The 15901-nt window shown below is 46.7% G+C and carries 13 protein-coding genes; all 13 read left to right on the plus strand.

Annotated features, from left to right (window positions below):
- Positions 1 to 18: 18 nt before the first annotated feature.
- The 13 genes from HXT45_RS01625 to HXT45_RS01685 all read left to right on the plus strand — a co-directional run bounded on the left by HXT45_RS01625 (position 19) and on the right by HXT45_RS01685 (position 15782).
- Complete coding sequence (locus tag HXT45_RS01625; RefSeq protein ID WP_115761696.1) at positions 19 to 1848, plus strand: anchored repeat ABC transporter, substrate-binding protein; 1830 nt, start codon at positions 19 to 21, stop codon at positions 1846 to 1848.
- Positions 1849 to 1891: 43 nt separating this feature from the next.
- Positions 1892 to 2725 carry an anchored repeat-type ABC transporter ATP-binding subunit gene (locus tag HXT45_RS01630; protein WP_421782264.1) on the plus strand — a complete coding sequence of 278 codons (834 nt, stop codon included), beginning with the start codon at positions 1892 to 1894 and terminating at the stop codon, positions 2723 to 2725.
- On the plus strand, positions 2725 to 3606 hold the full coding sequence (locus HXT45_RS01635) for an anchored repeat-type ABC transporter permease subunit (RefSeq protein ID WP_004129803.1): 882 nt from the start codon (positions 2725 to 2727) through the stop codon (positions 3604 to 3606). The genes HXT45_RS01630 and HXT45_RS01635 overlap by 1 nt, the downstream gene beginning before the upstream one ends.
- 409 nt (positions 3607 to 4015) lie before the next feature.
- Positions 4016 to 4897 (plus strand): lysophospholipid acyltransferase family protein, encoded by an 882-nt coding sequence (locus HXT45_RS01640; RefSeq protein ID WP_421782022.1) that lies wholly within the window; start codon positions 4016 to 4018, stop codon positions 4895 to 4897.
- 299 nt (positions 4898 to 5196) lie between these two features.
- Positions 5197 to 6192 (plus strand): NAD(P)H-dependent glycerol-3-phosphate dehydrogenase, encoded by a 996-nt coding sequence (locus HXT45_RS01645; protein ID WP_128831884.1) that lies wholly within the window; start codon positions 5197 to 5199, stop codon positions 6190 to 6192.
- A 115-nt stretch (positions 6193 to 6307) separates the two neighbouring features.
- Positions 6308 to 7453, plus strand: coding sequence for a D-alanine--D-alanine ligase family protein (locus HXT45_RS01650; RefSeq protein ID WP_421782024.1), 1146 nt, complete (start codon positions 6308 to 6310; stop codon positions 7451 to 7453).
- Positions 7454 to 7465: 12 nt separating this feature from the next.
- The gene (locus HXT45_RS01655; RefSeq protein ID WP_415704607.1) at positions 7466 to 8476 is read left to right on the plus strand and encodes a CPBP family intramembrane glutamic endopeptidase; all 1011 of its coding nucleotides are present in this window, start codon (positions 7466 to 7468) and stop codon (positions 8474 to 8476) included.
- Positions 8477 to 8616: 140 nt separating this feature from the next.
- Entirely contained in the window at positions 8617 to 9999 is a 1383-nt protein-coding gene (locus tag HXT45_RS01660; protein WP_421782026.1) for a homoserine dehydrogenase, read from the plus strand.
- A gap of 57 nt (positions 10000 to 10056) precedes the next feature.
- A complete protein-coding gene (thrB, locus tag HXT45_RS01665; protein ID WP_421782028.1) occupies positions 10057 to 11127 on the plus strand; it encodes a homoserine kinase in 1071 nt (356 codons plus the stop codon).
- A gap of 135 nt (positions 11128 to 11262) precedes the next feature.
- Complete coding sequence (locus tag HXT45_RS01670; RefSeq protein ID WP_219722708.1) at positions 11263 to 11490, plus strand: hypothetical protein; 228 nt, start codon at positions 11263 to 11265, stop codon at positions 11488 to 11490.
- 10 nt (positions 11491 to 11500) lie between these two features.
- Positions 11501 to 11854, plus strand: a complete 354-nt coding sequence (locus HXT45_RS01675) for a hypothetical protein (RefSeq protein WP_018646327.1) — start codon at positions 11501 to 11503, stop codon at positions 11852 to 11854.
- Positions 11855 to 11894: 40 nt separating this feature from the next.
- On the plus strand, positions 11895 to 13334 hold the full coding sequence (locus HXT45_RS01680) for a Maf family nucleotide pyrophosphatase (RefSeq protein WP_421782031.1): 1440 nt from the start codon (positions 11895 to 11897) through the stop codon (positions 13332 to 13334).
- 705 nt (positions 13335 to 14039) lie between these two features.
- The gene (locus HXT45_RS01685) at positions 14040 to 15782 is read left to right on the plus strand and encodes a hypothetical protein (RefSeq protein ID WP_421782033.1); all 1743 of its coding nucleotides are present in this window, start codon (positions 14040 to 14042) and stop codon (positions 15780 to 15782) included.
- The last annotated feature ends 119 nt before the right edge of the window (positions 15783 to 15901 follow it).

The following is a 15901-nucleotide window of genomic DNA, read 5'->3' on the forward strand; positions in this document are numbered from 1 at the left end:
TAGTAGGAGTGTGTAAGGGTGATTCGTAAGCCCAAAAAAGTAAAGCAAACTTTGTTCTCTTCGCTTGCTGCAATTGCAGCCGTTGCGCTTATTTTGCCGCTTTCTGCTTGTGGTAGTGCTAATGGGAATCGTGCAGTACATCGCGATGGTCGCATTAATGTAGTTACAACTACAGGCGTTTTGCGAGATATGGTTGCGAATGTGGCAGGAGACGCGGCAAATGTGAGCGCGATTGTGCCAGATAACGCGGATCCGCATTCGTACGAGCCGCGTTTGCGCTCAATTAGAGACGTTGTGTACGCGGATGTTGCTTTTAGCAATTACATGATGCTTGAAGAACACGGCGTAATTACAGCTTTGGACGCTAATTTGCGAAAAGGCGTGCCAAATGTGCAACTTGCGGAAGAAAGCGTTAAGCACGCGGCGGATATTATTCCGATGATAGAAGACGTGTCTTTAGACACGATTTGGCTAGGGCTTGCTACAGAACGCATGGCTGCGCAACCGAGCGAGGAAGCGCATAGCGCGCAAGGCGCTACAAGTGAAAATACGCAAAAGCGTGCGGAAGAATCGCCCTCGGCGGCGGCTGGTGAGTTAGCTTCGCTAAACAATCTCAATAAAACAAAAACAAATTCAAAACAAGATAGCCAACTAGAAAAGTCGGGTCAATCTTTGCAATCGAATGCGCCATCTACGGCAACAAAAGAAGGTCGCGCGACTGTAATAAAGCCTAACGCATACAACATGAAGCGCTCCGACAGAATACGCTTAACAGCAACAAAAGTAAAGGGGCCTGGCGCGCTATTTGCATATTTGACTGGCACTTTTGGAAGCGTAGAAACATACTTTAACAGCGCAAACGGCATAAGCGCAAACGACCATGTAGACTTGCCAGCAGACGCGCACACGCATTTAAGCTGGGCGTTTAGCAAGCCAGGCGAATACACTCTTGACTTGCACGCCGATATGCTAAACGCGCAAAACGAGGTAGTTTCTAGCCTTGGAAACACCAAAATGCGATTTGCTGTAGGCATAAACGCGCAAAAAATAGCCAAAAAACGTGGAGCTAGCGTAGTGCTAAACAAAGGTCATGCAGATTTAGCTTACGACTTAGCAAAACGCGGATTTGTGTACCGCGTAGATACTTTGCAAGAAAAACGCTCCGCTGCGCCAAAACGCGTGTATTACAAGCCGCAAGATGTTGTTGTAGAAGTGCCAACTAACGCACTAAAAGAGATACCAGCCGAGCAAGGATACAGGTTTTTGGGAGCTGCAAGGCAGAAGATTTATCAGCTGCCGCAAGCAGTTTTAGGAAAGCACGTTCACGGAGACATTGACCCGCATTTGTGGCAATCCGTAAAAAATGGCATAGCATACGTGCGCACAATCGCAGATCGCCTTTGCGAAGTGGACCCTAAAAATGCTCGTAAATATCGCGAAAATGCGGACCGATACATTAACAAGTTGTTAGATGTAGACGCTTATATGCGCAAAAAAGTTGCGTCAATACCAAAAGAGAAGCGCAATTTGGTTACAACGCACGACGCTTTTGCGTACTTGGGTAAGACTTACGGCGTGAATATTGCAGGATTTGTAACGATTAATCCTTCGAGCGAGCCGAGTGTGCAAGATAGGCGTAGATTGCAGCAGATTTTGCGCGATTTAGAGATTCCAGCTGTGTTTTTGGAGCCGAATTTGATCTCGCGTTCGTCTGTGCTTAAAGAGCTTGCGGCGCAAGCGCACGTAAAAGTTTGCCCGATTTATGGAGACGCTTTCGATTCTAAAGTGCGAACTTATGCGGATATGATGCGAGCGAATGCGGATTCTTTGGCAAAGTGTTTGAAGTGAGATTGATGGTGGATTTATGTTGGATTTAAGTTGGATTTAAGTGATGAAGATTGACGAGGGAAATATGGACACGAACCTGGACGCAAATATGGACGCGAATAATGTTATAAACGCGCAAAACTTAAGCGTAAGTTACGGCAGTCGCACGATTGTAAAAGACGTTTCGTTTACGATTAAAAGTGGCGAATTTGTGGGGCTTCTTGGCGCAAATGGAGCTGGAAAAACAACGCTTTTCCGCGCGATTATGGGGCTAATACCGCATTCTGGAAAACTCGAAGTGCACGCTAGTAAAAGCGATGAATCTTTGAATAATTCGCGAGTAAGTAACGTTGGATACGTGCCGCAACGCCACGATATTGCGTGGGATTTCCCACTTTCCGTACTAGACGTAGTAATGATGGGCCGCATTCGTCATATTGGCTACGTTCGTCGTGCAAAAACAGAGGATTACAAGATAGCGCTTGATTCTCTTGAGCGCACAGGAATGGCGGATTTTAGAGATCGCACAATCGGAGAGCTTTCGGGCGGCCAAAGGCAGCGCGTACTCGTTGCGCGCGCTCTTGCAGGGCAGCCGCGATTAATGCTTTTAGACGAGCCATTTACAGGCTTAGACATGCCTACTCAAGAGCTGCTCACGAGTCTTTTTTTGGACTTAGCAAAGTCGGGAGAAGCGATTTTGATGAGCTCGCACGACATTATTGGCTCAATTAACTCATGCTCGAGAATAATGCTATTTGATGGCACTATTGTGGGCGACGATGAGCCGCAAAATTTGCAAACAGAACAGTGGGTACGAACCTTCCACGTAGCTCCGCAAAATCCACTAATCAAAGCAGTTGAGCGCGTTATGGCGCATGAAAGTGTGGTAGAAAAATAATGCTATCTCCAATCGACTTTATACAAGACCTTACAAACCCAGACCTTTGGTTTTTACTCAAAGCGCTTATAGTGGCGTGCCTTTCTAGCGTAATTTGCGGCGTAGTTGGATGCTACGTAGTGCTACGCGGAATGGCGTTTATTGGAGACGCAGTAGCGCACTCCGTTTTCCCAGGACTCGCAATCGCGTTTGTTTTGCAAGGAAACTTGCTGTTTGGCGGCGCGCTCGCAGGAGTTGCAACCGCGCTAATCGTATCAATATTTAGCCAAAATCGCAGGCTTCGCGAAGACTCGTTTATAGGCGTATTTTTTGTGTCTGCCTTTGCGCTCGGAATCGTAGTAATATCAAAAGCTTCGGGCTATGCAGGATCCCTGGAATCGTTCCTATTTGGCTCCATTACAGGAATCCCAGACTCCGACATTGCTGTAGTAGCAATAACAGGGCTAATAATCGTAACGCTTTTAATGATGTTCCACAAAGAGCTAGTATGCGTTTCGATGGACCGCGAAACAAGCCGCGCAATGGGGTTGCCAGTAGCGTGGTTGGATGGAATGCTATACGTTTTAGTTGCGATTGCTGTAGTAGTATCTGTGCAAATAATTGGAAACGTGCTTGTTTTAGCGCTTTTGATTACGCCTGCGGCGACTGCGCGATTGCTTACCGACCGACTTGGAAAGATGATGATTTTAGCGCCTGCTATTGGGTGCGCTTCTTCGATTCTTGGAATGTACTTGTCTTGGAGTTTAGACACTGCCACTGGCGGAACAATCGTTTTGGTTGCGACTTTTATGTTTGTTCTAGCGTGGGTGTGCTCGCCTAAACACGGGTTGGTAGCGAGGATTGTGCCGAAACTACGATCAGTCGTTGCACGATTTGACTGAGCTTGAAATTGCATAATGCATTTCAAGCTCCTTCAAAGCGCTGAGCCGCTCAAGGCAGAAGCATTGCTTCTGCGCGGCGAAGACGTGAGCGCGGCTAATCCGCGCGAGCGATTTTCTCTATTTGCTGTTGCGCGAGGTTTGAGTATTTCTCTCCTCGCAAGTCCCGTCGCTACGCTCCTCTTTTATTGCTCGTATAGAAATACATCAAACCTTCTGAATGTCTAGAACAATTGCGTAGCTTTCATCACCGAGATTCTCGATTTTTCTTGCTACTTCAGCGAATCACCATTTCATGCTGAGGTTCGCTTCATCCGCTGCGAAAAATCTCGAATCTCTACAGCGTCTGGCGTAATCATGTAGTGTGCTTATGGAATATTTTGCGGTTTATAGTTTGCGGCACAATAGACGTATGGTATCTAAAGGAAAACCTTCGCCTAGAAGCGCAGTTAAGCCGCTCAGCGATGAGCAAGTAGAACGCTTAGCGCGCGCACACAAGTTAGTTGACCCTACTTATTACTACCCAACGGGAGCGCGTACGCCAAATACGGCAGAAATCAACGCGCAAAATCCAAAGGCAACCGAACGGCTGCTTGAAGGAACGTCTCGCGTGCTTAGATCTCGTTGTAAAGTGCGCGCGTGGGGATTAGAGAATGTGCCAGAAGAAGGCGTGTTTATAACCGCTTGCACGCACGTTACAATGTTCGACGTTTTTGTGCCAATGACGTCTCTATTCCACCAAGGCCGCCGTCCGCGATACATGGCAAAAGCAGAGCTTGCGAATTGGCCAATCATGGGAAAATGGTTTCAGCTTGTTGGCATGCAACCAGTTCCGCGCAGAAGCGGAAAAGCGCGCGAAATCGAAGAAGAATCGATTAAAATCCTAACAAACGGCAGGCCGCTTAGCGTATGGCCAGAAGGAACAGTTACGCGCGACCCTCAAAAATGGCCTATGAGCATGAAGCCAGGAATTGGCATTATTGCGCTCGAAGCATCGCGCAGGCTTGGACATCAAATTCCGCTATTTTGCGCTGTTACGTGGGGTGCTGCAAGCATTAATCATTGGTGGCCGTGGCCAAAGAAAAACGTTGTAATGTGCTACGATGCGCGTCTTGACTATTCGGATCTTCTAAAAGATATGGAAAATTGGGGCGATTTGCCGCCTATGGAATCTGCTGCCGAATTGGCTCGTCGCGTACGCGTGCGCATGACGGAAATTATGGAAGAGATTCGCGGCGAAAAATCGCCAGCTGGATACTTCGATTACAAGCTTATGAAAAGAGTGAAAGAATAGCGATTGTAAATTTGCGATTCGATAAGCGATAAATCGTTGATGAATCAGTGATAAATCATTAGAAAATCGTAAGCAAATCACTAATAAATCACTAATAAAGTCTTCACAAAATGCCCGTAAAGCGCACTGTGTAGAATTATGTAATAGTGTGATTAAAAGTTGACTAAGTTGACTACAAATTAACTAAGTTTGCTACGAGTTGACTAAGTTGACTATAACTTGACTAGTTGTAAATCGCTACAAATGGCTTACGACCAAAGTAGTTTACAAACTCATAAATCGAAAGGCTAGGCGTAAACATGAACGTTACGGTGTTGGGTGCTGGAGCTTGGGGTACCGCGTTTGGGCAGGTGCTTGCAGACGCGGGAAATCAAGTGACAATGTGGGCTATAGAGCCGCAAATTGTTGAAGGCATTCGTAGCAATCACCGCAACGAAGTTAGGCTGCCAATCGTAGAGCGTTTGCCAGAAAACATTACAGCTACGGGGGATCGCGCAGAAGCCGTAGCAAACGCAGACATTGTAGTAGTTGCGATTGCAGCACAGTTTGCGCGCGTTGCACTCGAAGAATTTGTTTGCAAGATTCCGCAAAATGCGATTGTTGTTTCGCTTATGAAAGGCATTGAGCGATCTACAGGCAAGCGCATGGACGAGGTTGTGTGCGAAGCTTTGAACTTACCGCGCAACCGTTTTGCAGCGCTATCTGGGCCAAACTTAAGCAAAGAAGTGGCACTAAGGCAGCATGCGGCGGCGGTTGTTGCGTGCGAGAATCGCACAAATGCCGAAGTGGTTGCAAAAGCTTGCTCAAACAGCTACTTTAAGGCGTTTGTTTCAACAGATGTGATTGGCGTAGAAATGTGCGGATCGCTTAAAAACGTTGTTGCGCTCGCAGTTGGCATGGCTCGAGGAGCGGGTTATGGCGAAAATACAGCAGCGATGATTGAAACGCGCGGTCTTGCAGAGTTGACGGCATTGGGCGTTGCGGAAGGCGCGGATTCTCGCACTTTTGCAGGACTTGCAGGCTTTGGCGATTTAGTGGCAACTTGCGGATCTCCTCTAAGCCGCAACTACACTTTTGGATCAAATCTTGGAAAAGGCATGAGCGTTGAAGAAGCAACCGCTGTGAGTAATGGCGTTGCGGAAGGCGTTCCAACTACTAGCGCGGTTGTAGCAATGGGCAAGCGTTTGGGAGTTGCAACTCCGCTTGCAAGCGCAATGGCTCGCGTGCTGGAAGAAGGAATCTCTTGCCAAGAGATGCTTGCAATGCTTTTTGATAACGATGTTTGCGAAGAGTAGTGAAGCACGAAAGTAGCAGTTGCGAAAGCAGCGCGCTTAGATAATTCAAAATAATCAAAGATAACTAAAATAATTCAAAATATATAAATAATTCAAAATAATATAAAGGAAAAAAATGACGAAAAAGCGTGTAGTGTTCTTGTATGGCGGTAAAGCAGACGAACATTCGATTTCTTGCATATCGGCCGCTGGAGTGCTCAGTGCTGTAGACGAAAGTCGATTTGAAATCGTACGCATTGCAATCACAAAGCAAGGCGAGTGGATTGTTGGTGGCGAAGATCCGCGAAACTTCCGCATGGAGCAAGGCGAGCTGCCAGTAATCACAAAAACAGCGGAAACGCGCGATGTTGTGCTTGACCCAGCAAAGGGCGCCGACGGATTTTTGGTGCGAGAGGCGGATGGCATGCTTACGAGCTTAGGTCATATTGACGCTGTTTTCCCAGTTCTTCACGGCCCGAATGGCGAAGACGGCACTTTGCAAGGCTTGCTAGAAATGATGCAAGTTCCGTACGTTGGTTGCGGAGTTTTGGCATCTGCTGCGTGCATGGATAAATACTACGCAAAGCAGCTTTTTAAGGCGGCGGGAATTGCTGTGGCTCCTGGAATTGCGCTGGATGCACGCAAGTTTGCAAGCGACGCGGCAAATCGCTTCGACGCGTATGCAAACGAAATTCTTGAGCAGGTTGAAGAAGAAAAACTAGAGTATCCGCTTTTTGTAAAGCCAAGCCGTGCAGGGTCTAGTTTTGGAGTTACAAAAATAGAAACGCGCGATGCCAAGGCCTTAGCAGATGCCGTTTTTGAGGCTTCAAAGCACGATTGGCGAGTATTGATAGAGCAAGGAATTGACGCGCGAGAAATTGAGTGCGCTGTTCTTGCAGCGCGCGACGGCGAAGAGCCAAAAGCCAGCTGGCCTGGAGAGGTTGTGCTCGACAAGCGCGAAGCTGGAGAAGACCAGTTCTACGATTTTGACAGCAAATACATGGATTCTGCGGCTTCGCACGTGGAAGTGCCAGCAGATTTGCCAGAAGAGACTTTGCAGCGCGTGCGCAAAACGGCGCTCGCAGCATTCAAAGCGGCAGACGGCAGAGGGCTAAGTCGCGTGGACTCTTTTGTAACTAAAGACGGCCGCGTAATCCTTAACGAAATCAACACAATGCCTGGATTTACGCCAATTTCCATGTATCCAAAAGCTTGGGAAGCAACCGGAATAAGTTACAGCGATTTAATCACAAAGCTTATTGAAGGCGTGATTTTAGACTAGTCGGAGGTAAAAATGCGTAAACAGCGTAAGCTTGCAAACAAGCAGCATCCAGATGCGTATACGATTGCGCGCAGGCGTCAAGGATCTGTAGGAGTGTCGCTGTGCGTGTTCCTATTTACGTGGATTCTTGCAACGCTTTTAATCGGCGAGTTGATTAGTGTGTTTGTTCCAAAAGGCGTTTTAACACCTTCGCTAAGCTCCTTTGTTTCTTCGGATGTTGCGCAATACCTAATAGCGTTGCCGCTTGCAATGCTTGTTCTAAGGCGTACACCAGCGGTAAAAACTCGCAAGTTTACTATGTCTTTGCGCCAATTTGGCGGATTCTTTGCTGTTAGCGTGCCAATAATGTATGCAGGAAGTTACATTGGGCTTGTTGCTTCCGCGCTTATTTCTGGCGGAAAAGCCGAGAATAGGATTGCAGACGTTGTAGCAGGCGGAAACGTGTGGGAAACGCTGCTTTTTGTTGTATTCTTAGCTCCAGTTGTGGAAGAGTGGCTGTTTAGAAAGCAAATTATAGACAGGTTGCGCGTGTATGGCGAAAAGCGCGCGATTGTGTTCTCTGCATTGGCGTTTGCGCTTTTCCACATGAACATGTTCCAATTCTTCTACGCTTTTGGGCTTGGTCTTGTGTTTGGATACATGTACGTTCGTACATCGCAGCTTAGGTACAGCGTATTTTTGCACATGATTGTAAACTTCCAGGGAAGCGTTATAGCAATGTGGATTTCAAACAACATGATGGATTCAAATGGAGATCTTATTAAGGTTGAGAACTTGAACACTCATGAGATTGCGGATTTGGCTCCTGGATTTATGTTTATAGGCCTTTACGCAATGTTTATGATTGTTATGTTTGTGTTTGGAATTGTGCTTCTTGCTCGTCGCAAGAGGTATCTTGAATTCTACGATTCGCCGCTAGAGATTCGTGGGAGCGCTGGAACAAAAGCACTTTATGGAACTGTTGGCGTTATGGGATTCTTGATTGCGTCCGTTTTGCTGAATTTGCTTATGCTGTTTGTGTAGGGTGAATTTGTAAGCTGTTTGTGCAGGCTATTTGCGTAGGCTGAATTTGTTTGTGCTGTTTGTGCAAGCTGAATATGTTTGTGCTGTTTGTGTAAATTGGATTGATTTAATTGAATATTGATTTAAGTTAGGAGGCGTCTATGTTAGACAAAAACAATTTAGAAAGCGCTCAATGTGCAAATGACGATTGCTTTGCCGCAGATCCAATTCGCGTGGGTCTTTTAGGCGCTGGAACAGTAGGATCGCAAACAGCGCGTCTAATAGTGGAAGAAAACGCTGAACTATCTGCAAGAATCGGCGCTCCGCTAGAGCTTGCTGCAGTCGCGTGCTTGCATCCAGAAGACGTGGACGCGCCATGGATTGCCAAAGATCTTTTAAGTGCAGATGCAGGAGCGATTTGTAAACGCGAAGATATAGACATAATCGTTGAGCTAATTGGCGGCTTGGAGCCAGCGCACACATTTGTAAAAACCGCGCTAGAATGCGGAAAATCGGTTGTAACAGCAAACAAAGCATTGCTTGCAAAGTTTGGTCCAGAACTCTACGAGTGCGCGCAAAAAAACGGAGTCGATTTAAGCTTTGAGGCGTCTGTTGCAGGCGCAATTCCGATTTTGCGTCCGCTTAGAGAGTCGCTTGTAGGCGACAAGATCACGCAAATTTTTGGAATCGTAAACGGAACTACAAACTACATTCTTGACGAAATGACAGTGCGCGGCCTTGATTTTGATTCGGCTTTGCGAGCAGCTCAAGAAAAGGGATACGCGGAGGCGGACCCTACAGGAGACGTTGAAGGATTTGATGCAGCAAATAAGGCTGCGATTTTGGCAACGCTTGCATTCCAGATGCCAATAAGCATTGATGACGTTAGCGTTGAAGGAATTAGCGCGATTATGGCAGCAGATATTGCGGCTGCCAGTGCAGAAAATCGCGTGATTAAGCTGCTTGCGGCGGTTGCTTGCGATTCGAGTGGCGCAGTGAGCGCAAGTGTTTACCCAGCGTTGGTTAGCAAAGAGCATCCGCTGGCTTCCGTTCATGGCAGCTTTAACGCCGTTTTTGTTAAAGCACAAGCGGCGGATGATCTTATGTTTTACGGCCGCGGCGCTGGTGGCGCTCCAACAGCAAGCGCGGTTGTTGGAGATATTGTTGGAGCTGCTAGAAACATAGCGCGCGGCTGCAACGATGCTAGCGTGCCAATGTATAACGCTAAGTCTTTGGCTTCTACGCGCTCGATTCGTGCGGATTTTGTTGTGCGATGCAGCATGGAAGATACTTCGCTTGCGCTTTGCGGCGAAGTGATGGATGTGTTTGAGGAGCACGGTGTAAACGCGGAACGATTGCCTATGCTTTGCCAAACTCAATACGATGGCGAAGGCGATTGCCCAGCTTGCGGAATCAGCGGCCCTGGCGATTTGCGCGTGCTTGTAAAAGATTGCACAGAGGCGGATTTGCAAGCGGTTCTTGCCGATTTGCAAAAAGTGGATGTTGTGTGTGCAAAGCCTCTTGCATTGCGAATTATTGAGTAATCGAGTAATTGAATAATTTAGTAATTTGATAGGCTGCTCGAGTGGAAAAGGTGCGAAATGAAACCAGTATGCAACAGTGTGTCAGTTTGCGTGCCAGCAACCAGCGCAAATCTTGGGTCGGGATTTGACGTTGCAGGAATTGCGCTTGACTATGCGGATTCGCTAGTTTTTACGCTTGATGATTCGCTTGATGATTCGCAAGATGTTCGCGTGATTATTCATGGCGAAGGCGAAGATACGTTGCCAAAAGACGAGACGCATCTTGTTGTTCGCGCGTTTCGCAAAGCGTGCGAAGCGTTTGGCTTGCCGCGTTTGCGATTTACTCTAGAAGCGCATAATCGCATTCCTCAAGCGCGCGGAATGGGGTCTTCCGCCAGTGCGATTGTTTCGGGCGTGGCTGCAGCTTGGGCTTTTGCGCATAATGGGAATCTTAACAAGCAGGCGATTTTTGAGCTTGCAGCTGCGATTGAAGGTCACCCAGACAACGTTGCTCCAGCGGTTTTTGGCGGATTAACAACCAGTTGGAAGAATGGTGATGAGTTCCACACTGTTCGATACGGCGTTTCTAAGCAAATTCGTGCAACGATTTTTGTGCCGAACTTTACTCTTTCAACGCAAATGGCTCGTCAAGCTCTTCCAGAAAAAGTGCCATATGCAGATGCTGTGTTTAACGTTTCGCGCGCTTGCTTATTGCCGATTGCGTTTGGTGATTTTGGTGATTTTAGCGCATTTGCTGATTCTTGCGATTCTGCGGATTCTGGCGATTCTTGCGCAAAAACAACTCTTTCCAGAAACGATTTGCTTTTTACGGCTACTCAAGACGCTATTCACCAGCCATACCGAGCAAGTCTTATACAACCAACTTGGGATTTGGTAAAAGCTTTGCGAGACAAGGGGTTTGCGGCTGCAATCTCGGGAGCTGGATCTTGCGCAGCGGTGTTCTACGAGGAAAAGTCGGAAGCTTCCGTAGAGGAAAATAACGCTACTAATGTAAGCGGAAAAATAGAAAGTGCGGAAACTGTAGCTGGAAAAATAGAAAAAATTGCAAAACCGCTTTTAGGTGGCTGCGATTGGAAGATTTTGCACGTAAAAATCGACTCGCACGGCGTAACGGCATCTCGCGCGTAGCTTGCAAAACATTTGCATAATTGTCAGGTCAATAAATTGTGGTACATTTAATTAATGGTTATTAGATTTGATCCCAAATCTGCGTACAAACATTTTGATGAAGATCATCTAAATGAGGAAGAGATACGAAGAGCTATGGCTAAACCTGTATGGTTTGCCTTAGTTAATCCTAATGACGTGTCAAATCCACCTAGCTCGGAGGGAACAGTTGTTGCTTTAGTTATATGTTTAAGGCATCCAGGTGCGTGGGAAGATGATTTAATTGAAGTGCTTGCAAGGCCACAAGGTAAAGATTTTCTTGTGTTTCACGTAGAGCATTTGACTGATAAATGGTTTAAATATTGGAAAAAATGGGGCAAATGAGGTGATTGAAATGGATATTTATGAGAATTTAGCTGATGAAAATGTGTCTGCTCCAAATAATCCACCTGTAGCACAATTTTCAGGCGAAGATGCCGCAAAAATTATGCAAACTCTGATTTCTGAAGATTCCGATGCAACTGAAATATTTGCATCTTTATCTGGACCAGGTAGACCAAACTCAAAGGAAAAGCGCGAAATAAGTGTACAAGAGCGTTTTCGTGTTCCAAAATCTTGGAGTGAGTATATTTCTCGCGCAGCTAAGAGAGATGGCCTGCCAAATAAAAGCAAGTATTTACAGTCTTTAATTTTGAGAGATGCTCAGATGCATAATGAGCAATGCCAACTACAAGCTGTGTTGCAATAATTTGCGAATAATTTGTTTGAAGTTGTAAAAAGAGGGGAATATGACAGTTTCGTTGATTTTGGCTTCTCAGTCTCCTGCAAGAAGAGCGGTGCTGGCTGCTGCAGGTGTGATTCCTGTGATTCACGTGAGTGAGGTAGATGAGCCAGCGGCTTTGCGTAATGCTGCAAATGCGCGAGGCGTTAGCGTGGAGCAGATGAGTGCCGAGGAGCGCGTTTCGATTTTGGCGCGAGCAAAGGCTTTTGCAGTGTATGAGTCGTGGAAGCTTGTTGCAAATGCAGCGGCTTCGGCTAGTGGAGATTTGGTTGTGGGGTATCCGCTGGAGGCTGAGTCTGAGGCTGAGAATGCAGAATCTGAATCTTCTGAAACTGCTAGTAGCGCTTTGGCAGACGATTCGCAATCAGACGTAACGCATAACGTAGATACCGCGCAAACTCGCGATTTTTCGGGCGTAAAAGTGCCTACTAAGACTTTTGATATTCACGATTTTGCGCACGCGAATAAGTCTTCTTCTGATTCCAACAGCGTGCTTATTGTTGGCTGCGACTCCATGTTTTTGCTAGACGGCGAATGCTACGGTAAGCCGCATACTCCTGCGCTGGCCGCCGCGCGAATCAAGCAAATGAGCGGAAAAACTGGAGAATTGTTTACTGGCCATTGCTTAATTGACGCAAAAAGTGGCAAAACCGTGTGCAAAGTGAGCCGCGCAAGCGTGACTTTTGCACATATGAGCGATGAGGAAATTCGCGCGTACGTAGAAACTGGCGAGCCGCTGGAAGTGGCAGGATCCTTTACGCTAGAAGGCTTTGGCGGAGCTTTTATTGAGGGAATTCAGGGAGATCCGCATGGAGTTCTTGGAATCAGCTTGCCGCTGCTAAGGCAGATGGTTTCGGAGCTTGGGTACGCTTGGCCAGATTTGTGGAATAGTCGCAAGTTAGAGGGCGAGGCGATTAAAGACGATCCAGCTTCCACGCAAGTGCCTAAAGAAAACGTGCATCAGCCAGGAGACGGATGGGTTATGTGCGATTGTGGGCGCAAGCATTGGGGTCATAATGGCGCGGCTGGCGTGCTGCTTGCTAGGCGAGACGATGCCACTGGGCGCGTGACTCACGTTGTTATGCAACATCGCGCGCTTTGGAGCGCGGAAGGCGGCACGTGGGGGATTCCTGGCGGCGCAATATCTGATGGCGAAACTGCGATTGAGGGCGCGTTGCGCGAGTCGTTTGAAGAAGCGAACATAACGTCTCAAGATATTGATGTTGTTGGAGCGTATTGCGAAAGTCATGGAAATTGGCGTTATACAACGGTTTTCGCGTTTGAAAAGCCAGGGCATTGTGTGAATCCGTGTGCGCACGACGACGAGAGCATGGAGATTAAGTGGGTGCCGATTGACGATGTGTCAAAGCTGAAGTTACTTACGGCAATGCGCACTGATTGGCCGTCCTTCCGTGCTCGCCTTGATTCTCTTGCCTCGCAAAAGTAGTTGCGCAAAAGTAGCATCGCGAAGATAGTTGTGTGAAGGTAGCTGCGCAAAGAGATCCGCAGTTTGGAAGTAGATTTCCAAATGTTAGCTAGTTTTGCAGAATTTGGAAGTAGACTTCCAGCTTTTGCTAGTTTTTGTTAAATGTAAAATTGCGCTGTACCTCGATTTTCGTGAAAAATCGGCATATTTTTACCCTTGATTTGGTGAAAAATCAGCATATATTGACATTGATTTTCGTGAAATATATACTATAAAACATAGTGTTTTCAACGGTTTTGTGTGTTTGTGTAGTGTGTTTGTATCATAATCCGAGTTTGTTGATTCTTATCTGTGAAATCTTATAAAATGACGTTTATGCGCTGATGCATGATAGTTTTCTGCTAGTTGTTAGATGTTTTTATGGCTTGTGCTTGATTTTGTAATTTTGCTTGTGATTCATGGGGATTGTGGGAGAGTATTAACAATCCGAATTTTAAAGGGGTCGAATTCGACTCCTTTAAGAATGAGGCTGGTTTTTGTAAAAGTTTTTTTGTAAAAAATGACGCGTGTTTTGTGTGAAAATATTGATTTAGGGCTACGGGGGGGGGGTATTCTAAGTGCTGATAGTCCATGTTTTAGGGCTTAGATTGCGAGAATATTCAGTTGTATTCTTGCGATTGCTCTCTTCGCACGCTTATACGTGAGAAGGAAGAAGAAAGGAAGATCATGTTAAATAAGAAAGCGATTGCTGGTATAGCTGCCGCATCTATCGTGGTATCTTGCGGATTCGTTGGTAGCTTCGCCTTTGCTGACGAGGTTCCAACTAACGCTTCTGTAACGGCTCCAGCTGGGTACCCTGATGAGGTTCCTAACAACGCTCCAAAGCCCGCTCCTGTAACAACTCCAACCGTTAAGCCAGAAGATGACATTTATGGCTCTGGTTCGGAATGGGACCAGCTCCAGAACACTGAAAATGAGTATGAGAATTATTACGACCAAATGTATAATACTCATAAGAATTATAATGGTAGTGATAAGCCATTGCCAAAGTTCGACCCTCACATGTTTGATGAGGACCATGACCAGAACGGCAATGATACTAAGCCAGAGATTCCAGCCAACCCAGACGAACATAAGGCCGAGCCCCAGACTCCTCCAGCACCAGAACCAAAGGTTGACACTACTAAGGAAGATGCCGAGTTTAAGGCGGCTCAAGATTTAGCTAACCAGAAGGCTCAGAACGCGTTGCTCATGAAGCAGATGGCTGAAGGTAGTGTTAAGGCTTTGCAAGCTAAGATTGATAAGGCTACTGGTGCTGAAAAAACGAAGCTTCAAGAACAGTTGGAAAACGCTCAAAAGATTGCCACTGCTTTCAGCGAGTTGAATGATAAGGCTACGAGCGTGGCTAAGGCTTACACTCAGGCTGCAACTATTCGCGGCGATGTTAAGGCTCTTGAAGGTCAAGTTGCGACCGCTCAAGCAAAGTTTGACGAGTTGGCAAAGCAACAGACTGGCCCGTCTGGTTCCGAAGCTTATAATAAGGCTGCTGAGGAGCTTGGAAAGTTGCAGAAGCAGCTCAAGAGCAAGAAGAATCTTCTCGAGGCTGCTAATAAGGGTGTAACTAAGGCTGAGGAAACGCTTGTAAAGCAAGAAACTAAGGTTCAGGAAGTTCAGAATCCTAAGAAGGAAGAACCAAAGGCTCCAGAGTTTAACGTTCATGATGCTCTCGCACATGTTGACGGTGATAAGGTTGCTGACTATAAGTTGACTCCAGCTGATGTGAGCGAGCTTGTTGGTGAAAAGAAGAATACAGATCCAGTTGTTCCACCAGCTCCAAAGCCAGTGACTCCAACTCCAAAGCCAGTGAATCCTGTGGAACCAGACCATACGACTCCGTCTAATCCTTCAACTCCATCGGATGATACTCCATCTTCGACTCCGTCTGTAACAACTCCATCCGCTTCGACTCCTGCTGGCGCATCTCAGTCTGCTCCTGCTGCTGGTGTTCCTGCGGCTCCTGCTTCTGTTGCTGACTTGTTGCCTGCTTTGAAGGGCATGATTACGGCTGGTGCTAATAATGTTGTTGTTGCTGGCGTTGTGAACAGGGTGACTTTGAGTATTTCTAACCAGGCGTTCCTTGATCGCTTGAACCGTGATGGTTCTGCTAAGGCTTATGCGTTCATTTACTCTAGCCCACGTCTTCTTAAGGGTGCTGATGGTGCTAATTATGTGACTGTTCGCTTGGTTAATGGTAAGCCTCAGTTTGATGCCATGTTCCCAGCTGGTTATTCTGGCAAGCATACGGTTGTTCTTGTTGATGAGCAGGGCAATCAGCTTGGTTGGACTAACATTACTGTGAAGAGTGGTGTTAGTGGTTTGCCTAATAGTGGTGTTGGTGTTGCTTTGACTGCTTTGGCTGCTAGCGTTTTGGCTGGTGCTGGTGCAGCGTTCCGTAAGATTCGCCGCTAAGCTATTTGGCTGTGTTTAGCTCTGAATGGTGCTGAACGCGTAGAAGCTATATATATGATAAAGGCCTTTGTGTGTAATGCGCGCAAGGGCCTTTTTGTATGCTTTTTACATGCTTTGCG

Source organism: Gardnerella sp. DNF01199S, assembly GCF_049244155.1.
Lineage (GTDB): Bacteria > Actinomycetota > Actinomycetes > Actinomycetales > Bifidobacteriaceae > Bifidobacterium > Bifidobacterium piotii.

What these genes read in the sequence shown, in the direction of transcription:
- HXT45_RS01630 (WP_421782264.1), top strand. Translation starts at nt 1,892, where the DNA reads ATGAAGATTGACGAGGGAAATATGGACACGAACCTGGACGCAAATATG.
- HXT45_RS01635 (WP_004129803.1), top strand. Translation starts at nt 2,725, where the DNA reads ATGCTATCTCCAATCGACTTTATACAAGACCTTACAAACCCAGACCTT.
- HXT45_RS01640 (WP_421782022.1), top strand. Translation starts at nt 4,016, where the DNA reads ATGGTATCTAAAGGAAAACCTTCGCCTAGAAGCGCAGTTAAGCCGCTC.
- HXT45_RS01645 (WP_128831884.1), top strand. Translation starts at nt 5,197, where the DNA reads ATGAACGTTACGGTGTTGGGTGCTGGAGCTTGGGGTACCGCGTTTGGG.
- HXT45_RS01650 (WP_421782024.1), top strand. Translation starts at nt 6,308, where the DNA reads ATGACGAAAAAGCGTGTAGTGTTCTTGTATGGCGGTAAAGCAGACGAA.
- HXT45_RS01655 (WP_415704607.1), top strand. Translation starts at nt 7,466, where the DNA reads ATGCGTAAACAGCGTAAGCTTGCAAACAAGCAGCATCCAGATGCGTAT.
- HXT45_RS01660 (WP_421782026.1), top strand. Translation starts at nt 8,617, where the DNA reads ATGTTAGACAAAAACAATTTAGAAAGCGCTCAATGTGCAAATGACGAT.
- thrB (WP_421782028.1), top strand. Translation starts at nt 10,057, where the DNA reads ATGAAACCAGTATGCAACAGTGTGTCAGTTTGCGTGCCAGCAACCAGC.
- HXT45_RS01670 (WP_219722708.1), top strand. Translation starts at nt 11,263, where the DNA reads ATGGCTAAACCTGTATGGTTTGCCTTAGTTAATCCTAATGACGTGTCA.
- HXT45_RS01675 (WP_018646327.1), top strand. Translation starts at nt 11,501, where the DNA reads ATGGATATTTATGAGAATTTAGCTGATGAAAATGTGTCTGCTCCAAAT.
- HXT45_RS01680 (WP_421782031.1), top strand. Translation starts at nt 11,895, where the DNA reads ATGACAGTTTCGTTGATTTTGGCTTCTCAGTCTCCTGCAAGAAGAGCG.
- HXT45_RS01685 (WP_421782033.1), top strand. Translation starts at nt 14,040, where the DNA reads ATGTTAAATAAGAAAGCGATTGCTGGTATAGCTGCCGCATCTATCGTG.